The 19,577-nt window shown below is 45.0% G+C and carries 15 protein-coding genes; 7 read left to right on the plus strand and 8 right to left on the minus strand.

Annotation, left to right across the window (positions count from 1 at the left end; genetic code table 11):
- Positions 1-50 precede the first annotated feature (50 nt).
- Positions 51-2,030: an ATP-dependent zinc metalloprotease FtsH gene (ftsH, locus tag BCT11_RS12895; protein ID WP_198593945.1), complete on the minus strand. Its 1,980-nt coding sequence runs from the start codon at positions 2,028-2,030 to the stop codon at positions 51-53.
- Between the two features lie 108 nt (positions 2,031-2,138).
- Positions 2,139-2,768, minus strand: coding sequence for a 23S rRNA (uridine(2552)-2'-O)-methyltransferase RlmE (gene rlmE, locus BCT11_RS12900; RefSeq protein WP_038878958.1), 630 nt, complete (start codon positions 2,766-2,768; stop codon positions 2,139-2,141).
- Between the two features lie 138 nt (positions 2,769-2,906).
- Here rlmE and yhbY point away from each other — a divergent pair, with 138 nt between their 5' ends.
- On the plus strand, positions 2,907-3,203 hold the full coding sequence (gene yhbY, locus BCT11_RS12905; RefSeq protein WP_005380066.1) for a ribosome assembly RNA-binding protein YhbY: 297 nt from the start codon (positions 2,907-2,909) through the stop codon (positions 3,201-3,203).
- A 79-nt stretch (positions 3,204-3,282) separates the two neighbouring features.
- Here yhbY and greA read toward each other — a convergent pair whose 3' ends face one another.
- A complete protein-coding gene (greA, locus tag BCT11_RS12910) occupies positions 3,283-3,756 on the minus strand; it encodes a transcription elongation factor GreA (protein WP_038865864.1) in 474 nt (157 codons plus the stop codon).
- Positions 3,757-4,291: 535 nt separating this feature from the next.
- On the opposite strand from greA, the gene BCT11_RS12915 reads away from it, so the two are divergent.
- Together BCT11_RS12915 and dacB are read left to right on the plus strand one after the other, a co-directional pair.
- Positions 4,292-5,296, plus strand: coding sequence for a porin (locus BCT11_RS12915; RefSeq protein WP_038865862.1), 1,005 nt, complete (start codon positions 4,292-4,294; stop codon positions 5,294-5,296).
- Positions 5,297-5,413: 117 nt separating this feature from the next.
- Complete coding sequence (gene dacB, locus BCT11_RS12920) at positions 5,414-6,838, plus strand: serine-type D-Ala-D-Ala carboxypeptidase (protein WP_042603159.1); 1,425 nt, start codon at positions 5,414-5,416, stop codon at positions 6,836-6,838.
- Here dacB and BCT11_RS12925 read toward each other — a convergent pair.
- Together BCT11_RS12925 and tyrS are read right to left on the minus strand one after the other, a co-directional pair.
- A complete protein-coding gene (locus tag BCT11_RS12925; protein WP_039976195.1) occupies positions 6,817-7,662 on the minus strand; it encodes a magnesium transporter in 846 nt (281 codons plus the stop codon). The two genes, dacB and BCT11_RS12925, sit on opposite strands and share 22 nt — an antisense overlap.
- Before the next feature lie 421 nt (positions 7,663-8,083).
- Positions 8,084-9,271 carry a tyrosine--tRNA ligase gene (gene tyrS, locus BCT11_RS12930; protein WP_038865855.1) on the minus strand — a complete coding sequence of 396 codons (1,188 nt, stop codon included), beginning with the start codon at positions 9,269-9,271 and terminating at the stop codon, positions 8,084-8,086.
- 130 nt (positions 9,272-9,401) lie between these two features.
- Here tyrS and BCT11_RS12935 point away from each other — a divergent pair, with 130 nt between their 5' ends.
- On the plus strand, positions 9,402-10,691 hold the full coding sequence (locus tag BCT11_RS12935) for a peptidoglycan DD-metalloendopeptidase family protein (protein ID WP_042603158.1): 1,290 nt from the start codon (positions 9,402-9,404) through the stop codon (positions 10,689-10,691).
- 42 nt (positions 10,692-10,733) lie between these two features.
- On the opposite strand, the gene BCT11_RS12940 is transcribed toward BCT11_RS12935, so the two are convergent.
- From BCT11_RS12940 to erpA, 3 genes are all read right to left on the minus strand, one after another.
- Positions 10,734-13,868, minus strand: coding sequence for an efflux RND transporter permease subunit (locus BCT11_RS12940; RefSeq protein ID WP_102388482.1), 3,135 nt, complete (start codon positions 13,866-13,868; stop codon positions 10,734-10,736).
- Positions 13,869-13,877: 9 nt separating this feature from the next.
- Positions 13,878-14,993, minus strand: coding sequence for an efflux RND transporter periplasmic adaptor subunit (locus tag BCT11_RS12945; RefSeq protein ID WP_102388483.1), 1,116 nt, complete (start codon positions 14,991-14,993; stop codon positions 13,878-13,880).
- Between the two features lie 114 nt (positions 14,994-15,107).
- Complete coding sequence (gene erpA, locus BCT11_RS12950) at positions 15,108-15,449, minus strand: iron-sulfur cluster insertion protein ErpA (protein ID WP_005439421.1); 342 nt, start codon at positions 15,447-15,449, stop codon at positions 15,108-15,110.
- Positions 15,450-15,695: 246 nt separating this feature from the next.
- Here erpA and hemL point away from each other — a divergent pair, with 246 nt between their 5' ends.
- The 3 genes from hemL to rsmC all read left to right on the plus strand — a co-directional run bounded on the left by hemL (position 15,696) and on the right by rsmC (position 19,538).
- A complete protein-coding gene (gene hemL, locus BCT11_RS12955) occupies positions 15,696-16,991 on the plus strand; it encodes a glutamate-1-semialdehyde 2,1-aminomutase (protein WP_102388484.1) in 1,296 nt (431 codons plus the stop codon).
- A gap of 359 nt (positions 16,992-17,350) precedes the next feature.
- A complete protein-coding gene (locus BCT11_RS12965) occupies positions 17,351-18,436 on the plus strand; it encodes an AI-2E family transporter (RefSeq protein WP_038865847.1) in 1,086 nt (361 codons plus the stop codon).
- Between the two features lie 76 nt (positions 18,437-18,512).
- Positions 18,513-19,538: a 16S rRNA (guanine(1207)-N(2))-methyltransferase RsmC gene (gene rsmC, locus BCT11_RS12970; protein WP_038865846.1), complete on the plus strand. Its 1,026-nt coding sequence runs from the start codon at positions 18,513-18,515 to the stop codon at positions 19,536-19,538.
- Positions 19,539-19,577: the final 39 nt, after the last annotated feature.

Consider the following 19,577-nt stretch of genomic DNA (forward strand, 5'->3'; position numbering starts at 1 on the left):
TAAACAAAAACCCCGAGCTTAACTCGGGGTTTATTATCAAAGACTACTCTTTATTCAGAGTCTTTCTTTTCTGGCGCTTCGCTTGAAGTCGCTTCTTGAGTCGTTGATTGCTCTACTGGTTTAGTAGGCTCAACAGACTTCTCTTCCGCTTTTACTTCAGGCTTCGCTTGAGGCTTATCGTCGTCTTCTGGTTTATTAGTAGGTTTATCCCCCCAACCAGCAGGCTCACGAATATCTTCTTTACGTTCCATCAGGTCGTCAATTTGGCCAGCATCAATGGTTTCATACTTCATTAGCGCGTCTTTCATCGCATGCATGATGTCCATGTTATCTTCCAAAATTTGCTTCGCACGATCGTAGTTGCGGTCGATGATCTTACGGACTTCGTCATCGATAAGCTTCGCTGTATCATCAGACATGTGTTTAGTCTGCGTCACACTACGGCCAAGGAATACTTCACCTTCGTCTTCTGCATAAAGAAGCGGACCTAATTTTTCAGAGAAGCCCCACTGTGTCACCATCTTACGAGCAATATCTGTTGCACGTTCAATATCGTTGGATGCACCAGTTGATACTTTCTCTTTGCCGTAAATAAGCTCTTCAGCCAGTCGACCACCATACAAACTAGAAATCATCGACTCAAGATGTTGACGATTCATGCTTACGCGGTCTTGCTCAGGTAAGTACATTGTCACACCAAGCGCACGTCCGCGTGGAATGATAGATACTTTATACACTGGATCATGTTCAGGCACGAGACGACCAACAATAGCGTGACCAGCTTCGTGGTAAGCCGTAGACTCTTTTGTCTCTTCAGACATCACCATTGAACGGCGCTCTGCACCCATCATGATTTTGTCTTTTGCTAGTTCAAACTCAACCATAGATACATTGCGTTTGTTGCCACGAGCAGCAAACAGTGCAGCTTCGTTGACCAAGTTAGCAAGATCAGCACCAGAGAAACCAGGCGTACCACGTGCAATGAGAGAAGGCTCTACATCGCCAGCAAGAGGTACTTTACGCATGTGTACTTTAAGGATCTGTTCACGACCACGTACATCAGGTAGACCAACCACAACTTGACGGTCAAAACGGCCTGGACGTAGCAACGCTGGGTCCAATACATCTGGACGGTTAGTCGCAGCGATAACGATGATACCTTCGTTACCTTCGAAACCATCCATTTCTACTAGCATTTGGTTAAGTGTTTGCTCACGTTCATCGTGACCACCACCAACACCAGCACCACGCTGACGACCTACCGCATCGATCTCATCAATAAAGATGATACAAGGTGCCGCTTTCTTCGCTTGTTCGAACATGTCACGCACACGAGATGCACCAACACCAACAAACATTTCTACGAAGTCAGAACCTGAGATAGTAAAGAATGGTACTTTTGCCTCACCTGCAATGGCTTTCGCTAGTAGCGTTTTACCAGTACCCGGAGGACCAACCATTAGAACACCCGTTGGAATCTTACCGCCCAGCTTCTGGAAACGGCTTGGGTCACGCAGATAGTCTACCAGTTCTTTAACATCTTCTTTTGCTTCATCACAGCCTGCGACGTCAGCAAAAGTTGTCTTGATTTGTTCTTCGCTCATCATACGAGCTTTACTCTTACCGAAGGACATTGCGCCTTTACCGCCGCCGCCTTGCATTTGACGCATGAAGAAAATCCACACACCAATCAGTAAGATCATTGGGAACCAAGAAATAAAGATAGTACCAAGTAAGCTCTGCTCTTCAGGAGGCGTACCTTGTACTTTCACATTTTGGTTGATTAGGTCATCTAGAAGCTTCTGATCATACACTGGCATGTAGGTGACCATTTGGGCACCACCGCCACGACGAACGAAACTAATCTCACCGTCTTTAAAAGTTGCTTCTTGAATCTGGCCTTGGCCAACTTCCTGTACAAACGTGGTGTAGTCCACGGTTCTGCCGTTGCTCTCTCCAGGGCCAAAGCTCTGGAATACCGACATCAACACGACAGCGATAACAAGCCACAGAATTAAATTTTTTGCCATGTCACTCAAGGTGTCAGCCTCTCGATAACTAATTGTAATTAAAGGTAGGGTACTACAGTTTATTAGCTGTAGCTATAGTGTTAACCATGCTCTAAACGAGCGAAATAGTTAACCTTTGTAACCAGTGGCTACAACGAAGACTTCTCGTGAGCGAGCTCGCGATGAGTCTGGTTTTCTGATTTTTACGGCTTTAAACATGTTTCGGACTTCTTTAACGTACTCGTCGAAGCCTTCACCCTGGAAAACCTTTACGACAAAGCTACCATTAGGTGCTAGAACTTGTCGACACATATCTAAAGCCAATTCAACTAAATACATAGCTCGCGGCTGATCTACTGAGTTGTTGCCTGCAATATTAGGCGCCATATCAGACATTACTACGTCTACCATCGAAGGTTGGATTCTTTCCAACAACGCTTCTAATACCGCATCGTCACGAAAGTCACCTTGTAAGAAGCTTACACCAGCGATTGGATCCATTGGTAATAAGTCACACGCAATGATTTGTCCTTCGTCACCTAATATCTTAGCAGCATATTGAGACCAGCCCCCCGGAGCCGCGCCTAAATCGACGACAGTCATACCAGGTTTCAACAATTTATCTTTCGTTTGGATCTCATCAATTTTGAAGTAAGCCCGAGAACGATAGCCTTTTTTACGAGCTTCGTTAGCGTATTTATCATCAAAGTGTTCTTTCAACCAACGACCAGAACTAGCCGAATGTTTTTGTTTACTCATTTTAATCCCAACAAGGCGTAAATAGGAGCTATTGTTCTAATAGGCTCAACCTATTGCTCAATAAATTATAGTCTTCAGCAATAGATGGCGTTAAAATAGCTTTTTTCAACCCTTATTTTAAAGAAAATTGGCCGCGTAATGAACCTAAGCACCAAACAAAAGCAGCACCTTAAAGGCCTGGCTCACAGTTTAAAACCTGTTGTGCTAATGGGCGCAAATGGACTTACAGAAGCCGTGCTAGCAGAAATTGAAATCGCTCTAAACCATCACGAACTGATCAAAGTGAAAGTTGCATCAGAAGACCGTGAGACAAAACAGCTAATCATCGACGCTATCGTACGTGAGACGGGCGCTGAAAAAGTTCAGACTATTGGTAAAGTACTTGTGCTATACCGCCAATCTGAAGAGCGTAAAATCGAAATTCCTCGTAAGTAATCTCAACTTACCCTATGGAAGAAGAAAAGGTCGCCAATGGCGACCTTTTTTGCATCCAACGATAAGACATATCGAGTGATTACACGTATTCTACGCTATCGATTTCGAAGTCTTTCGCACCACCTGGGGTTTGAATAACGACTTCGTCGCCTTCCATCTTACCAATCAAACCACGAGCAATTGGAGAACTAACAGAGATTCGACCCGATTTAATATCAGCTTCGTCATCACCAACAATTTGGTAAGTTTTTTCTTCTTCTGTATCGCAATCGATCAAAGTCACTGTTGAGCCAAAAATCACTTTGCCTGTGTTGTCCATCTTGGTTACGTCGATAACCTGAGCCACAGACAGTTTGTATTCGATGTCACGGATTTGTGCTTCACAGATACCCTGCTCTTCTCGAGCCGCGTGGTATTCTGCATTTTCCTTCAAGTCACCAAGTTCGCGTGCTTCTGCGATTGCTTCTGAAATCTGTGGGCGAAGCTTTAGTAGACGATCGAGTTCTGTGCGTAGCAATTGTTCGCCACGCATTGTCATTGGAACTTTTTCCATTATATAACCTCAAGGCCAAAGGTGTCTTTGGACAAAAAAAGCCCACCCAACCAAATGGCTAGGTAGTGCGTTCGAAGATTTGTTTCAGTTAGTTTAAACAAACTCCGATATGAAATCACCCTAATTCGATTTCACAGCGTGACAGCGAAAGAAATACCTCGTCATGAATTGTTTTTAGATTTAACCATCATCGCAGTTTATTGGAAAACAACACTGTTCATTACACTAAAAACATCAAAAAAGATAAAAACAAATCAATGTCAGACCAATGCCAGCCCCAACCTAACCTTTTAAATACAATAACTTAAACTAAAAACCCAAACAATTGAACACTGTTCATTAGTTGGATTTATATCATTTTACTAACTCATAAGGAAACTTTAGCAGTAAAACATGTCCGGCAAGCTGTTACGTCATAGCTTTTTCGAATGTGGGCGATTCTCACGAGTGAAACTATACGCACAACAACAGCTTGTGAGAGATAACCTCTCCCCCATAAAACAATGATTATGGACAGCTAACTAGGACAAATAAGATGAAAAAGACTCTAATTGCTCTTTCTGTATCTGCAGCAGCTATGGCAACTGGCGTTAACGCAGCTGAACTTTACAACCAAGACGGCACTTCTCTAGAAATGGGCGGCCGTGCTGAAGCACGTCTATCTATGAAAGATGGCGACGTAGCGGATAACTCTCGCATCCGTCTAAACTTCCTTGGTACTCAAGCAATCAACGACAACCTATACGGTGTTGGTTTCTGGGAAGGTGAGTTCACTACAGCTGAAGAAGGCGGCGTAGACGGCAACAGCAATCTAGACACTCGTTACGCATACGCTGGTCTAGGCGGTGCTTTCGGTGAAGTTACTTACGGTAAGAACGACGGTGCGCTAGGCGTTATCACTGACTTCACAGATATCATGGCTTACGCTGGTAACACAGCTGCTGACAAACTAGCTGCGGCTGACCGTTCAGACAACATGTTCTCTTACAAAGGCCAATTCGAAAACCTAGCAGTTAAAGCTAGCTACCGTTTTGCTGACCGTGTAGAAGAAAACGGCGCATACAAAGACAACGGCGAAGATGGCTACTCTCTATCTGCAATCTACACTCTAGGTGACACTGGTCTTGACCTAGGTGCTGGTTACGCAGATCAAGCTGACGCTAACGAATACATGCTTGCTGCTTCTTACACTATGAGCGATCTATACTTCGCTGGTGTATTCACTGACGGCGAAAAAGAAGCTGACTTCAAAAACACTGTAGACTACACAGGTTACGAACTAGCGGGTGCTTACACTCTAGGTCAAACTGTGTTCACTTCTACGTACAACAACGCAGAGACAAACGGCGATACTTCAGCGAACAACTTCGCTATCGACGCGTCTTACTACTTCAAGCCTAACTTCCGTGGTTACGTATCGTACAACTTCAACCTAATTGATGCTGGCGATAAAATGGGTTCAACTGAATTCGCTAACCACAAAGCGACTAAAGCTGACGCAGAAGACGAGCTAGCTCTAGGCCTACGTTACGACTTCTAATTCAGTCTTAAGACTTGAAGATAAAATGCTCGCACTATGCGGGCATTTTTTATATCCAGAATTCTGCAATTTTTCGGTATATACTCAATTGCATAACTAACCTCACGAACTGTCATTATGCGCTTACGTTGGTCTTTATTACTTTTTTCTAGTCTCGCCCCACTTACATCTATGGCTTATCCTCATCAAGAGGTTTTGCCAGAAGGCTCCCGTGTCAGCTTGATTGCTGAAAAACTCAACGACCAAAGCGAGCTAACCGGTATTAATCCAACCGACCAATATTTCCCGCCAGCTAGCACGCTAAAAGTCGTCACCGCTTTGGCTGCGAAACTTGAATTGGGAAACAACTTTGCTTTTCGCACTACCCTAGAAAGCTCTAGCTCGGACGCCGTCATTCATTTTTCTGGTGATCCAACGTTGTTGACTGGCGATCTCAAAAATCTACTGACTCGCGCAAAGAAAAACGGTTTAACGCAAATCAAAGGCGACCTATGGCTTGATAATAGTGCCTTTACTGGATATAACCGCGCGGTCGGTTGGCCGTGGGACATTCTAGGGGTTTGTTATAGTGCGCCAGCATCGGCGATCACTCTAAATGACAACTGTGTTCAAGCTTCCATCTACACCAAGAAAAACGGTTCAACACGGGTTTATGTTCCTGAACATCAACCAATTAATGTCAGCACTAGTGTAAAAACCGTGTCTAGAAGCGTCCAAAAGAGCCGTCATTGCGATTTAGACCTAATTGCCAAGCCCGACAACCATTATGAACTTAACGGCTGCCTCGTTGACCGAGGGGACAAACCGTTACCTCTTAAATTTGCCGTACAAGACCCAGAAAGTTACACCAGCAAAAAATTAGAGAAGTTGCTTAAACAAGTTGGAATCAGCTTGAAAGGCAATATCCGTATCGGCACGCCTCCAGAAAAGCAGCGTAAATTGCTCGCGATACATAAATCGAAGCCTTTACCTCAATTGTTGGATCAAATGCTTAAACGCTCTGATAACCTTATTGCCGATACACTGACCAAAACATTGGGCGCGAAGTTTTTTGTCCAGGCGGGAAGCTTCGCCAATGGTACAGAAGCGATCAAGCAAATTATTTTTGCCAATACTGGAGTCGATATTCGTAATGCAAGACTAGAAGATGGCTCTGGCTTATCACGTAACAACCGAATCTCAGCGACCTCTATGGCGGCAATCCTGCGTTACATTTGGCAGCATGAGAAGGAACTCAACCTAATCGCCATCATGCCAAAGTCAGGTGAGTCTGGGACTTTGCAGTACCGAAAAAGTATGCGTAAAGCACCGATCAAAGGGCAGTTGATAGCAAAGAGTGGCTCGTTATACGGGACTTACAATATGGCAGGGTATGGGTTAGATAAGAATGGTAAACCAAACACTGTGTTTGTTCAGTTTGTATCGGATTATTTCCCAGAAAAAAGGGACGATAACAAACCTGTCGTCGCCCCTATTACGCGTTTTGAAAAACTCTTCTATCAAGACATTATCAGCTTCAGTCAGGCAATACCTAAGAAGTAGTTAACAACGGTAAAGTAAATCCACATACCTGAGATATCAACAATTGATGCTAAAACTGGGCTCACCAAAACGGCAGGGTCCAGTTTAAATGCTCGAGCAATAATAGGCAGTAGCCCACCTAATGTCGTCGAAATCGTCACCTGAATAAACAGAGCGACTGCAATAGCAAATGCGATGGTTTCAAGCTCAAAACCGCCCGTTGATTGATTACCGCTAAACAGCATAATTCTGCCAATCATCACGATAGAAATCGTAAACGCGATACATAAAGCGACGCGGCTTTCTTTCCAAAGCACTGCAAGCCATTGACGCTTCTTAAGCTCTCCAGTTGCAAGAGCTCGGATAACTAACGTAGCCGCCTGCGTTCCTGTATTACCACCAGCAGCAGCAATCACGGGCATGTATACAGCCAGCAAAACCAATTGGCTTAGTGTGTCCTCGTATTGAGCGATGATAAGTCCAGAGACAATACCAAGTAATGCAAGGGCAATGATCCAGCCAATACGCTGCTTCACATGCTCGATAACACTCGTCGATAAATAACCGTCCGGTGTATCAACCTCTGACATATGCAGCCCTAGCTGGTGCGCATAATGTCTCGCTCGTTTGTCATACCCTGCTTGTTCTAGTTGAGCAATTAGGCTGTTCACATAACCAACCGAGCAGTGCTGTAAAATACCGACGGCTTCGTCGATAGGCATTACGGTCAATAAGTGTAGCTGTTGCTCCTGCTCATATTGCAGAAATGCATTACGAGCGGCACCAATTTCAACCTCTGAGAAGTTTGGTGTTGTTTCAATAAAAGTGTTGTTCATTACCGTCATGGCGAATCTCCCGATTGGCATTGGTAACGACCATCGACAACGCACGCAAAAGGTTGTTCGCGCACTTGCTTTCTATATAACAAAATCAAGATGCGTGAAGACATCAATACAATTGCACTGTCTGTTCAGAATTAGTTGAAGGAAATAACAAGAAGGAAAAATAGAAAAGATGCCTTACCACTCAGGTAAGGCGGAGATCGCCAATACCGAAGCGGGTTATTTCGCTCCCTTAATCTTACTCACCCAGCAACTGGGAGGATGGTCGGTATTGTTCATGTAAATCTCCGATAAAGCTGCTCATTTTACAGCGCGCGTATAGTAACAAAGTTCATCTGTTTTTACAGTCAATGTCATACGATTTCACTAAATTTTAATACAAAAAAAGCGCCGATTAGGCGCTTTCATTTTGGGCAGTTATTGATTACTTAATAGTAATACGTGCAAATTTGCGTTTGCCAACTTGGAATACGTAAGTTCCAGATTCTGGCGCAAACTTCGCATCAGCAACTTTCTCGCCTTCAATCTTAGCTGCGCCTTGTTTAACCATGCGCATTGCTTCAGAAGTTGAAGCACATAGACCTGCTTCTTTCAGTAGGTTTGCTACTGGTGTGCCCGCTTCAAAATCAAACTCAGGCATTTCATCTGGAATTTGGTTCTTAGCAAAACGGTTCACGAATTCTTGCTCTGCCGCATCAGCATCCGCTTCACTATGGAAACGAGCAATGATTTCTTTCGCTAGCAGTACTTTGATATCACGAGGGTTCTTACCTGCTTCCACGTCAGCTTTGAACTGTGCAATTTCTTCCAATGGACGGAAAGACAGTAGCTCGTAGTAGCTCCACATTAGATCGTCAGAGATAGACATGATCTTACCAAACATTTCGCTTGGCGCTTCGCTAATACCAATGTAGTTACCAGAAGATTTAGACATCTTCTTCTCACCGTCTAGACCAACAAGCAGTGGCATCATTAATACCACTTGTGGTTTTTGACCGTGAGATTTTTGCAGTTCACGCCCCATTAGTAGGTTGAACTTCTGGTCAGTACCACCAAGCTCAACGTCTGTTTCCATTGCTACTGAGTCCCAACCTTGCAGTAGTGGGTACATAAACTCATGAATAGCGATTGGCTGACCACCTGCGTAACGCTTTTTAAAATCGTCACGTTCTAGCATACGTGCAACCGTTTGGTTAGCCGCTAGACGAATCATACCCTCGGCACCAAGCTCAGATAGCCACTCAGAGTTGAACTGAATCTTAGTCTTAGCCGGATCAAGAATCTTAAATACTTGCTCTTTGTATGTCTCTGCATTGCGCAATACGTCTTCACGGCTAAGTGGAGGACGCGTTGTGTTCTTACCTGTTGGGTCGCCAACCATTGCAGTGAAGTCACCGATTAGGAACGTCACTTCATGACCTAGCTCTTGGAACAAGCGAAGCTTATTGAAAATAACCGTATGGCCTAGGTGGATGTCAGGTGCTGTTGGATCGGCACCGAGTTTAATACGTAGAGGACGGCCTTCTTTTAGTTTCGCGATCAGCTCTTCTTCTGGAATCAGCTCTTCAACACCGCGCTTAATCTCGGCTAATGCAGCTTCAATGCTCGCCATTCTTGTTCACTCCCACAGATTTGGCAAAAATATAATAGCTGAACATCTTACTTGAATAGCGATGCATTTTGAAACACGTTAGACTAGGTAGTTGTCAATTTTTACGTTTAATTTAGCAATCAAGTACCTTATGCATTCGATTTTTGTCAGACTCCCACTCTTGCACAAAGTATTGATCGGCTTTTTTAGTGCCCTCATCATCTTTGCACTATTCTTTTTGCCTGATCCGCAAGACCTCGACCCGCAGCAAAGCCGACTCAAAGTTGGTGAGCACTATTCGGTACCAATTTCTGTAGAATCTCCCGAGCGCAGCGCCTCTTCTAATCTTCCTTCTGTTTTGCGTTGGGAAACCTACAAAGTCAAAAATGGCGAAAGCGCTGCCGTCCTGTTTAATCGTGTGGGGCTCTCCCCTCGTCTTCTTCACGAACTCATCACTTCAGATAAAGAGATCAAAGCGCAGCTTACTCGGCTTCGTCCCGGAGACCGATTGCAATTTGGCTTTGATGAAAATAACGATTTTATACAGCTAAAACGTACATTGAATGCTTTTGAAACTTTCCGTATCAAGTTGCAGGGAAGTAAATACGTCTCTGAAGTCGACAAAAAAGAAGTCGACTATCAATACAACTACGCCGAAGCGACAATTAAATCTAACTTCTGGAATGCTGGTATTTCATCGGGATTGAATGCAAATCAAATCATGGAGCTGGCGGGAATCTTTGGTTGGGATATCGACTTTGCGCTGGATATTCGTAAAAACGACACCTTCCGAGTGCTTTATCAAGAAGAGGTCGTCGAGGGCGAAGTCATTGGACGTGGTAAGATCATCGCCGCAGTCTTTAAAAACCAAGGTGACACCTTCACCGCGATTTTAGATGAGAAGAGTGGTAAGTACTTCGACGAAAATGGTCGAGCAATGAAAAAGGCCTTCTTACGTGCGCCTCTGGATTTCCGCCGTGTAACCTCAAACTTCAACCCTCGTCGCCTTCACCCAGTAACCGGGAAAGTTCGCCCTCACCGTGGTACAGACTATGCAGCACCAGTTGGTACTCCAATTTGGGCTGCGGGTAACGGCGTAGTGCTTAAGTCGGCTTACAACAAATTCAATGGTAACTACGTCTTCATTAAACACAGCAATACCTATGTGACTAAGTACTTACACTTAACCAAACGCATGGTGAAGACAGGTCAACGTGTTAAACAAGGACAAACGATTGGTACTCTAGGTGGTACTGGACGAGTAACCGGACCTCACCTGCATTATGAATTCTTAGTAAACGGCGTACACAAGAACGCAAGGACGGTAAAATTGCCGCAATCGAAATCTTTGACGGGGAAAGCAAAGCAAACCTTTATGGCTAACGCGAAAATCAGCATGGCGAAGCTTGACCGTTACAGTAAGTTACTCGCAATGAAATAATGTTGAGTGATGCGAGTAAAAATTGAATCACCAAGAGGCAGCCTAGGCTGCCTCTTTTGTTTCTGTTTGAGAATCATCAATATTATGCTCACGTCCAAGCATTAACAGGCAAGGCGTTAAAACCAAAGTCAGCACGGTCGCAAATGCCAAGCCACCAGCAACTGCGGTTGCTAATTGAGACCACCACTGGGTACTTGGTGCGCCAAATTCAACTTTTTGGTTCACCAAATCGATGTTCATTTCTAACACCATTGGCAACAAACCTAATATGGTCGTCACTGTGGTAAGCAACACAGGGCGCAAGCGCTGAACCCCAGTCCGTAATATCGCGTCTGACTTTTCTAGACCACGTTTACGCATTTGGTTATAGGTGTCGATCAATACGATGTTGTTGTTTACAACAATACCAGCCAACGCAATCACCCCAATACCCGACATAATGATGCCGAACGGTTTTTGGAAGATGAGCAAGCCAGCAAACACACCAACCGTAGAAAACAGGACGGCACTAAGGATCAAAAAGGCTTGGTAAAAGCTGTTGAACTGGGTAATCAAAATCAACGCCATAACGCCAAGTGCAACCATAAAGGCACTTTGTAAAAACGCAGAAGAGTTTTCTTGCTCCTCGTTTTGACCGCGAATTTTAAACTCAATACCAGCAGGCAAGCCCAGCTGCTCTACTTCTGCAGCTATCTTTGGTAATTCAAGAGCAAGGTTATAACCTTCAACCATGTCTGCTTTGATGTTCACTACGCGTCGACCATCAACACGTCGAATCGTATCTTGCTTATGGTCCGGCTTAATCTGCGCAAAGTTCGTGATCGGAACTAAGCCAGCCGCCGTTTTTACGCGTAATTGATCAAAGCGCCCGATATCCCGCTTATCTTGCGGATAACGCACTAAGATATCGACTTCTTCATCGGCATCATCGGGCAGATAATCACCAATCTTCAAACCGTTAGTCACAAACTGGACAGTATTACCAACCAAAGTCGCATCAGCAGCAAAACGAGAAGCATCGTCTCTGCGGATATCAATCTGCCAATCAATCCCCTCTTTATTAGTGGTATCACTCAAGTTAGTTAAAGCGGGATTGCGATCAGCCCAGTAACGAACCATTTTGGCCGCACTGTCTAACTGATCAATGCTTGAGTTTTGTGCCGACATTTCAATGACGAGATCATGCTCTACTGGCGGACCAGCATCGGGGAATTTGTACTCCAACTCTACGCCTGAGAATTGATTAGTAGTCTGTTTGAGCTCTTCAATGATGTCTTTCACTTTGCGACGATATTGCCAATCGACAGGCGTAATCTGAATCTGACCAATCTCATCACCATCATTTGAATCCGTTCCGGTACGCGTATAGACACTCTCAAACTCATCGTGTCCTAGCATGACTTTTTCGATCTCTTTCATCACGACGTCTTTTTCGTTGATCGATAAATCACCGTAAGAACGCACCTTGACGGTAAAGAAAGCAGGATCTACCTCTGGAAAAAACTCCGCACCTAAGCCAGCTTTGCTGTAAGTAAAACCGACTCCACCCGCAAGCAATATCGCACTAAGTAACACTTTAAGTGGGTGCTTAATCGCAATCGACAACGTACGATAGTAAAGCTTTGTAATGCCCGTCGCTTTCTCAAACTCTCCGTTGTGCAAGTCAACCATCTCTTGCTGGCTTTTCTGGTTAACAGCTTGAGGCTTACCAATGATTCCGCCTATAACCGGCACAAACAACAACGCCATTACAAGAGAAGCAGTCAAGGTTGCAATTAAGGTTAATGGTAAATACTTCATGAACTCGCCAGTAATATCTGGCCAAAAGAGTAATGGAGCAAATGCGGCGAGAGTGGTAGCCGTAGAGGCTGTAATCGGCCATGCCATACGTTTTGCAGCATCACGATAGGCTTCTTTACGTGGTATACCCTCTTGCATCCGCCTATCGGCAAACTCTGTCACGACAATTGCCCCATCAACGAGCATGCCGACTGCCATGATGAGAGCAAACAACACAACAATGTTGACCGTTAAGCCAAATACCGACAGAACTAATAACCCCGTCAGGAAAGATCCCGGAATAGAGATCCCAACAAGCAACGCCGTTCGAACCCCAAGAATTGCAATGATAACAATCACCACAAGAATGATTGCCGAGAGAATGTTGTTTTGCAGATCGTTAAGCATCAGTTTGACGTCATCAGACTGATCCCACGTGTATTTGACTTGTAGGTTATTCGGCCACTCTGAACGCTTTTGTGCCTCAAGCATTACTTGTTTGACTAACTCAACTGTCTCAATGATGTTTTCACCTGCGCGCTTTTTGACGTTGAGAACAACAGCAGGATTACCATCTAAGCGAGCAAAACTCTCAGGATCACGAAACGCCCTACGCACCGTCGCCACATCTCCAAAGGTAATCACCTCTTTGCCATTAACTTTAATTGGCAACTCTAAGACGTCTTTTAAAGAATCAAAAACAGAAGGGACTTTAACTGAGAAACGACCATATCCCGTATCGACAAAACCTGCTGCTACGACACGGTTGTTTAACGCGATCAAGTTGTAGATATCCGCTTGATCCAAACCGTAGCTTTCCATCAGCAATGGATCGACGACGATCTCTACAATGTCCTCCCGATCTCCCGCAATATCGACTTCTAGCACCTGACGATAGCTTTCTAATCTATCGCGAAGTACACGGGCAATTTGTACGGTTGTACGTTCTGGTACAGTCCCGTAAAGCACAACCGTAAGTACTGGTTCTTCAGAGGCAAATGTGACTTCATTTACGGTCGGTTCATCGCTGTCTTCTGGCAACTTCGGCTTAGCTAGATCGACAGCATCACGCACATCGGCCATTGCTTCAGCAAGATCGACGCCTACACTGAACTCTAACGTCACAGAGGCATGACCTTCTGAAGCCACAGCGGTCATTTCTTTTACGCCTTCAATCGAACGCAACTCTTGCTCTATTGGGCGTACCAATAAGCGTTCTGCATCTGTTGGTGAAATCCCCTGATGCCCAACAGAAACATAAATGATTGGGATAGTGATGTCGGGACTCGACTCTTTGGGGATCGTGATGTAGGTGATCACACCTGCAATCAAAATCATCACCAACAAGGTGAGCATGGTACGTGCACGCAATAACGCAGCATCAATCAAAGCAAACATATTGCCTCCTTACTGCTGATTCGCGGCTTCGATGGCATCATCCACCTTCGTCGCCATCACTAAATCACCATCACGCGCAAAACCTTGTCCGAGCACAATGATGTCCACTTGGTCGCCCAATCCAGACAGCCAAACACCATCTTTTTCGGCTTTCACAAGTTGAATAGGAACAAAGTGGACATGCTGCTCACGCAGTGTCTTGATGCCAAGGTTGCCTTCTTCATCGAGCGCAAGCATCGCTGCGGTCACTTTTACGGCCAACACTTCACTCAAAGACAACACGACTTCGGCACTGATCCCCGCCGGCATTGCACTCTCACGGTTATCAATTTCGATCTCAATGGGGAACGTATTGGTTGAAGTCGAAGACACACGTCCGATATAAAGAATTGTGCCTTGGTGGTGGACGTTGTTGATAGTGCGAACGTCAGCGACTTGGCCTTCTTTTAAATACTGAATGTGACGCTCGCTCACATCCGCCTCGATGACTAACTTTTCAAGGTCAATAACGGTGGCAATCGGATCGCCAACACCAACAAAGTCACCAACTTCAACGAATCTATGGTCAAGAATGCCATCGAAAGGCGCTCTTACTTTGGTGTTTTTGAGTGCAGTTTCAACGTTACTTAGGCTTGCTCGAGCATCAACCAAGGCCGCTTGTGCTGTGGCAAACGCAACTTCACCCTGTAAACCTCGATTTTTCAGAGACTCTGCGGCTTTAAACTCTTTTTCTTTAACACGCAGCATCGCTTTAGCGCGTTTGAGCTGAATATCGAGGTCACGTTCATCAATATTGGCAATCACCTGCCCTTGTTTCACGTTTTGCCCTTTTTGCACATTCAAACTGATGATCTTACCTGCGACTTCAGCCCCTAGGCGAGCTTGTCGATTTGGTGCAGTGCGACCGTACAGTTCAATGGTTTTGCTGGTTGGTTGGGCGGTAAAAGAGTTGAACATCACCTTAGCAACAGGTGTGTCTTCAGATTGAGAGTTTGAAAGAGAAGCCGTTTCGTCTTTTGCTTTAAGTTGACCCATTGCGAGCCAAGCAGCTAAAGCGATCACAAGCGTTAGAGAGACTAGCCATGGACGCTCTACAATACGACGTCCAAAAGAAGATCCAGACATACAAAGTCCTTTTTATTTTTAGCTCGCAGCTCTCTTTGGAACTGGGAGTGCGTTTACGTGACTTCCTGCTACGTAAAACTCAGGCAGCCAATTGGCTGCCTGTTGTCGTGTTAATTAAACACTGAATGATGCACCACAACCACAAGTTGTCGTCGCATTTGGGTTATTGACGAAGAAGCGAGCTCCTTCTAAACCTTCTGTGTAATCAACCACGCCACCGATTAGGTATTGCAGGCTCATTGGGTCTACAACCAGTGTTACACCGCTGTTTACGATTGTTGTGTCGCCTTCATTTACGTTCTCATCAAATGTGAAACCGTATTGGAAACCACTACAGCCGCCACCAGTAATGTATACGCGTAATTTCAGCGCTGGGTTTTCTTCTTCCGCAATCAACGTTTGAACGCGAGATGCCGCGGCATCAGAAAAAGACAATGGTACGTTTACTTCGCTCACGAAGACCTCTCTCACTCGTGTAATGCGTCAAGCCTGAAGCAAGACGTCAAATTTGTGCTAATTAGAGCGATTATCCAATACCTGACCAACTCGTTCAAGTATTCACCGCCGATTCTTTATATCCGATGCTGATATGTAAGATTACAACGCCAGACTACACATAAATTACCCAAAACGTTTCTAACTTGAAATTAGCTAGGTACAATGCGCTCCACTTGGTCCGAGCAATCAAAAGAGGATAACCCCATGACCAAATCATCAGAGCTATATCAAAAGGCTCAGCAAACCATTCCTGGCGGTGTGAACTCACCAGTTCGTGCATTCAACGGCGTTGGCGGTTCTCCGCTATTTATCGAACGAGCAGACGGTGCCCTGATTTTTGATGCCGATGGTAAAGCGTACATTGATTACGTTGGCTCTTGGGGTCCTATGATTCTAGGTCATAACCACGCAGTTATCCGTCAAGCAGTTATCGATGCAGCACAACGCGGTCTAAGTTTTGGTGCGCCAACTGAGATGGAAATCGCGATGGCTGAGCTTGTATCTGAGCTCGTGCCATCAATGGAACAAATCCGCATGGTGAGCTCTGGCACAGAAGCAACCATGAGTGCTATCCGTCTTGCTCGTGGCTTCACTGGCCGTGACAAGATCATGAAATTTGAAGGTTGTTACCACGGCCACGCTGACAGCTTGCTAGTAAAAGCGGGCTCTGGCGCACTAACTCTAGGCCAACCAAGCTCTCCTGGCGTTCCTGCAGATTTTGCTAAGCATACGTTAACGGCAACATTCAACGATCTAGATTCAGTCCGTGAACTGTTCGCTGCAAACAAAGGCGAAATCGCTTGTATCATCGTTGAGCCAGTTGCGGGCAACATGAACTGTATTCCACCAGTAGAAGGCTTCCATGAAGGTCTACGCGAAATCTGTGACCAAGAAGGTGCACTACTGATATTTGATGAAGTAATGACAGGTTTCCGTGTTGCTCTTGGTGGCGCGCAAGCACACTACAACATCAAACCAGACCTAACGACACTAGGTAAGGTTATCGGTGGTGGTATGCCAGTGGGCGCTTTTGGTGGTCGTAAAGAAGTCATGCAATACGTAGCGCCAACAGGCCCTGTTTACCAAGCGGGCACGCTTTCTGGTAACCCAGTTGCAATGGCAGCAGGCTTTGCATGTTTGAACCTTCTAAAAGAAGAAGGGAACGAAAAGCGCCTAGCAGCAAAAACTAAGCAACTTGCACAAGGCTTCAAAGAACTTGCCGACAAACACGGCGTGCCATTGGTAGTAAACCAAGTGGGCGGTATGTTTGGCTTCTTCTTCACTGCCCAAGAAACCGTAACGTGCTACGAAGACGTGACTAAGTGCGATGTTGAGCGCTTCAAACGTTTCTTCCACCTAATGCTAAAACACGGCGTATACCTAGCGCCATCGGCATTCGAAGCAAGCTTCACTTCTCTTGCACACGGCTCAAAAGAGATCGATGCAACATTAGAAGCGGCAGATCGCTGTTTTGCAATTCTGGCAGAAGAAGCGAAGTAAGCTTTTCTCCCCAGAACATCAATACTAAAAAGGACCTTCACGGTCCTTTTTTATTGCCTGCATTACGCTTGCCAGTTAAAAATCACTAAGATAGCTAACACGCCAAGAACGATACCAAACCACGGAATACGCTTAGTTTTCTTTTCACTCTGACACTTCTTGTCACCGTTACAACAACCCATTTTTCTATCTCTTGATTGATAACTGCCTGATTTGTGGTCATTATAACAAGGTCCGTTGCACCTTCCCAATTCGGCTATGTCATAAGCTTGAAAGAATCGTCGGTGCAAAGTAATAAAGGTTTGACGCTGTGGTATAAAGCGCTAGCCGTAACATCATCCGTAAGTTGGATTAATCCCATGCCGAACAATGTAAAAATCACGTCGAGTCACCGAGTGTTAGTTGTTGCACTACTCGCCGCTGCTTTTGCCTGCTATTTATTGGTTGAGCCCTATGTAAACTCAATCGTAATGGCCTTTATCATCTCGCTACTTATGTTCCCAATACATGAGTGGTTTGAGAGCAAAATGCCTAACCATAAAAACTTGGTCTCGCTACTCTCTTGCGTGGTTCTAACCTTTATTATTGTGATTCCATTGTTGTTTGTCTTTGCTGCTATCGTTCAGCAAGGTTCCGTCTTTTCTCAAAACACCTATAAGTGGGTGACCAATGGTGGAATCCAAGATATCTTCCAACACCCTTGGGTAGTCAAAGGTTTAGCACTGGTTAATGAGTACTTACCTTTCGATAAAATAGAGCCTCAAGCTATCGCAGAGAAGATTGGTCAATTCGCCACATCATTTGGTTCAAACCTTGTAGCTATTAGCGCAAAAATCCTCGGTGATGCAACGAACTTCCTAATGGATTTCTTCCTAATGTTGTTCGTTTTGTTCTTCCTACTGCGTGACCACGACAAGATCATCTCGGCGATGCGCCATATTCTGCCACTCTCTCGTAGCCAAGAAGACAAAATACTGACCGAAATTGAGCAAGTATCGAAATCTGCAGTTATGGGCTCGTTCTTAACCGCAATAGCGCAAGGTTTCGCTGGCGGTATCGGTATGTGGCTTGCTGGTTTCCCTGGCTTATTCTGGGGCACCATGATGGGCTTCGCCTCTTTCATTCCAGTGGTCGGTACCGCACTGATCTGGATTCCAGCAGCAGCCTACTTGTTCCTGACTGGTGACACCACTTGGGCAATCTTCTTGACGGTGTGGAGTATCGTTGTCGTTGGTTCGATCGATAACCTATTACGTCCATTGCTAATGCAAGGCAGCGCAGGCATGAACACGCTAATGATCTTCTTCTCGCTGCTGGGCGGTCTGCATCTATTTGGTTTAATTGGCCTTATTTACGGTCCACTGATCTTTGCCGTGACCATGGTTCTATTCAATATCTACGAAGAAGAGTTTAAAGACTTCCTCAACCAACAAGACAATAGCTAACAACCGCTTATTCACTTCAAGCTTGGGCCAGATTATGCGAAAATCTGGCCCTAATTATTTCTGATGAACCAAATTTATGTCTGCTTATATCGCTCCAAGCCAAATAGCTCAGCGTCAACTCGAGTATTTTAACGGAAAACACGTTTTAGTTGCTGGTGAAGTAGAAGACTTATTTCCACTGGAACTGGTGGATCACTGTGAGTCTGTTGAAGTATTCACTTCAAACTACAGCTATTACCGTCAAATCAGTACTTCTGAAAAAATCAAAAGCCATTTTGGTTCAGAGTTTGATGCCGATACGCAGGCAGACATGGTGTTACTGTACTGGCCAAAGGCAAAGCCAGAGGCGGAGTACCTACTCGCTATGTTAATGGCGAAGCTAGGCATCAACACTGAGATCGTAGTCGTCGGCGAAAATCGCTCCGGCGTGAAAAGCATTGAGAAAATGTTTAAAGGCTATGGCCCTGTGAAGAAGTACGACACGGCTCGTCGTTGTTCATTTTACTGGGGAACATGCTTGAGCGAGCCAAAGCCGTTTGATCAAGCAGAATGGTTTAAATCTTATACCATTACTCTTGGAGAACAATCCGTTGAAGTAAAAAGCCTTCCAGGTGTATTCAGCCATGGTGAATTTGACTTGGGTAGCCAATTACTTTTAGAAACGTTGCCAAACCTGTCAGGTAAAGTGCTCGACTTCGGTTGTGGTGCAGGTGTTTTAGGCGCATTTATGGCGAAAGCCAATCCAGAAATTGCGATTGAAATGTGTGACATCAACGCGTATGCCATCACTTCAAGCCAAGCAACACTCGAAGCGAACGGGTTATCAGGTCGTGTTTTTGCCTCAGATATCTACTCAGACACGGCTAAAGACTACCGTTTTATCATTAGTAACCCACCATTCCATAGTGGTTTAGACACCAACTATAACGCTGCCGAAACCTTACTTGGACAAGCACCACGCTACATGACACGAGATGGTGAAATGATCATCGTTGCAAACAGCTTCTTGAAATACCCTCCAATTATTGAGCAAACATTCAATAATTGCGAGACGCTAAATAAGACTAATAAGTTCTCGATTTACTACGCGAAAAAACCTTAGCCTCTCTATTGCGCAGGTGAAATCCTGCGCACTTCTTAC

Source organism: Vibrio sp. 10N.222.52.B12, from assembly GCF_002875385.1.
In the GTDB taxonomy this organism is placed as follows: Bacteria; Pseudomonadota; Gammaproteobacteria; order Enterobacterales; family Vibrionaceae; genus Vibrio; species Vibrio jasicida.

What these genes read in the sequence shown, in the direction of transcription:
- BCT11_RS12945 (WP_102388483.1), bottom strand. Translation starts at nt 14,993, where the DNA reads ATGTCTGGATCTTCTTTTGGACGTCGTATTGTAGAGCGTCCATGGCTA.
- BCT11_RS12915 (WP_038865862.1), top strand. Translation starts at nt 4,292, where the DNA reads ATGAAAAAGACTCTAATTGCTCTTTCTGTATCTGCAGCAGCTATGGCA.
- yhbY (WP_005380066.1), top strand. Translation starts at nt 2,907, where the DNA reads ATGAACCTAAGCACCAAACAAAAGCAGCACCTTAAAGGCCTGGCTCAC.
- tyrS (WP_038865855.1), bottom strand. Translation starts at nt 9,271, where the DNA reads ATGGCGAGCATTGAAGCTGCATTAGCCGAGATTAAGCGCGGTGTTGAA.
- BCT11_RS12940 (WP_102388482.1), bottom strand. Translation starts at nt 13,868, where the DNA reads ATGTTTGCTTTGATTGATGCTGCGTTATTGCGTGCACGTACCATGCTC.
- hemL (WP_102388484.1), top strand. Translation starts at nt 15,696, where the DNA reads ATGACCAAATCATCAGAGCTATATCAAAAGGCTCAGCAAACCATTCCT.
- greA (WP_038865864.1), bottom strand. Translation starts at nt 3,756, where the DNA reads ATGGAAAAAGTTCCAATGACAATGCGTGGCGAACAATTGCTACGCACA.
- rlmE (WP_038878958.1), bottom strand. Translation starts at nt 2,768, where the DNA reads ATGAGTAAACAAAAACATTCGGCTAGTTCTGGTCGTTGGTTGAAAGAA.
- BCT11_RS12935 (WP_042603158.1), top strand. Translation starts at nt 9,402, where the DNA reads ATGCATTCGATTTTTGTCAGACTCCCACTCTTGCACAAAGTATTGATC.
- BCT11_RS12925 (WP_039976195.1), bottom strand. Translation starts at nt 7,662, where the DNA reads ATGACGGTAATGAACAACACTTTTATTGAAACAACACCAAACTTCTCA.
- BCT11_RS12965 (WP_038865847.1), top strand. Translation starts at nt 17,351, where the DNA reads ATGCCGAACAATGTAAAAATCACGTCGAGTCACCGAGTGTTAGTTGTT.
- ftsH (WP_198593945.1), bottom strand. Translation starts at nt 2,030, where the DNA reads ATGGCAAAAAATTTAATTCTGTGGCTTGTTATCGCTGTCGTGTTGATG.
- dacB (WP_042603159.1), top strand. Translation starts at nt 5,414, where the DNA reads ATGCGCTTACGTTGGTCTTTATTACTTTTTTCTAGTCTCGCCCCACTT.
- rsmC (WP_038865846.1), top strand. Translation starts at nt 18,513, where the DNA reads ATGTCTGCTTATATCGCTCCAAGCCAAATAGCTCAGCGTCAACTCGAG.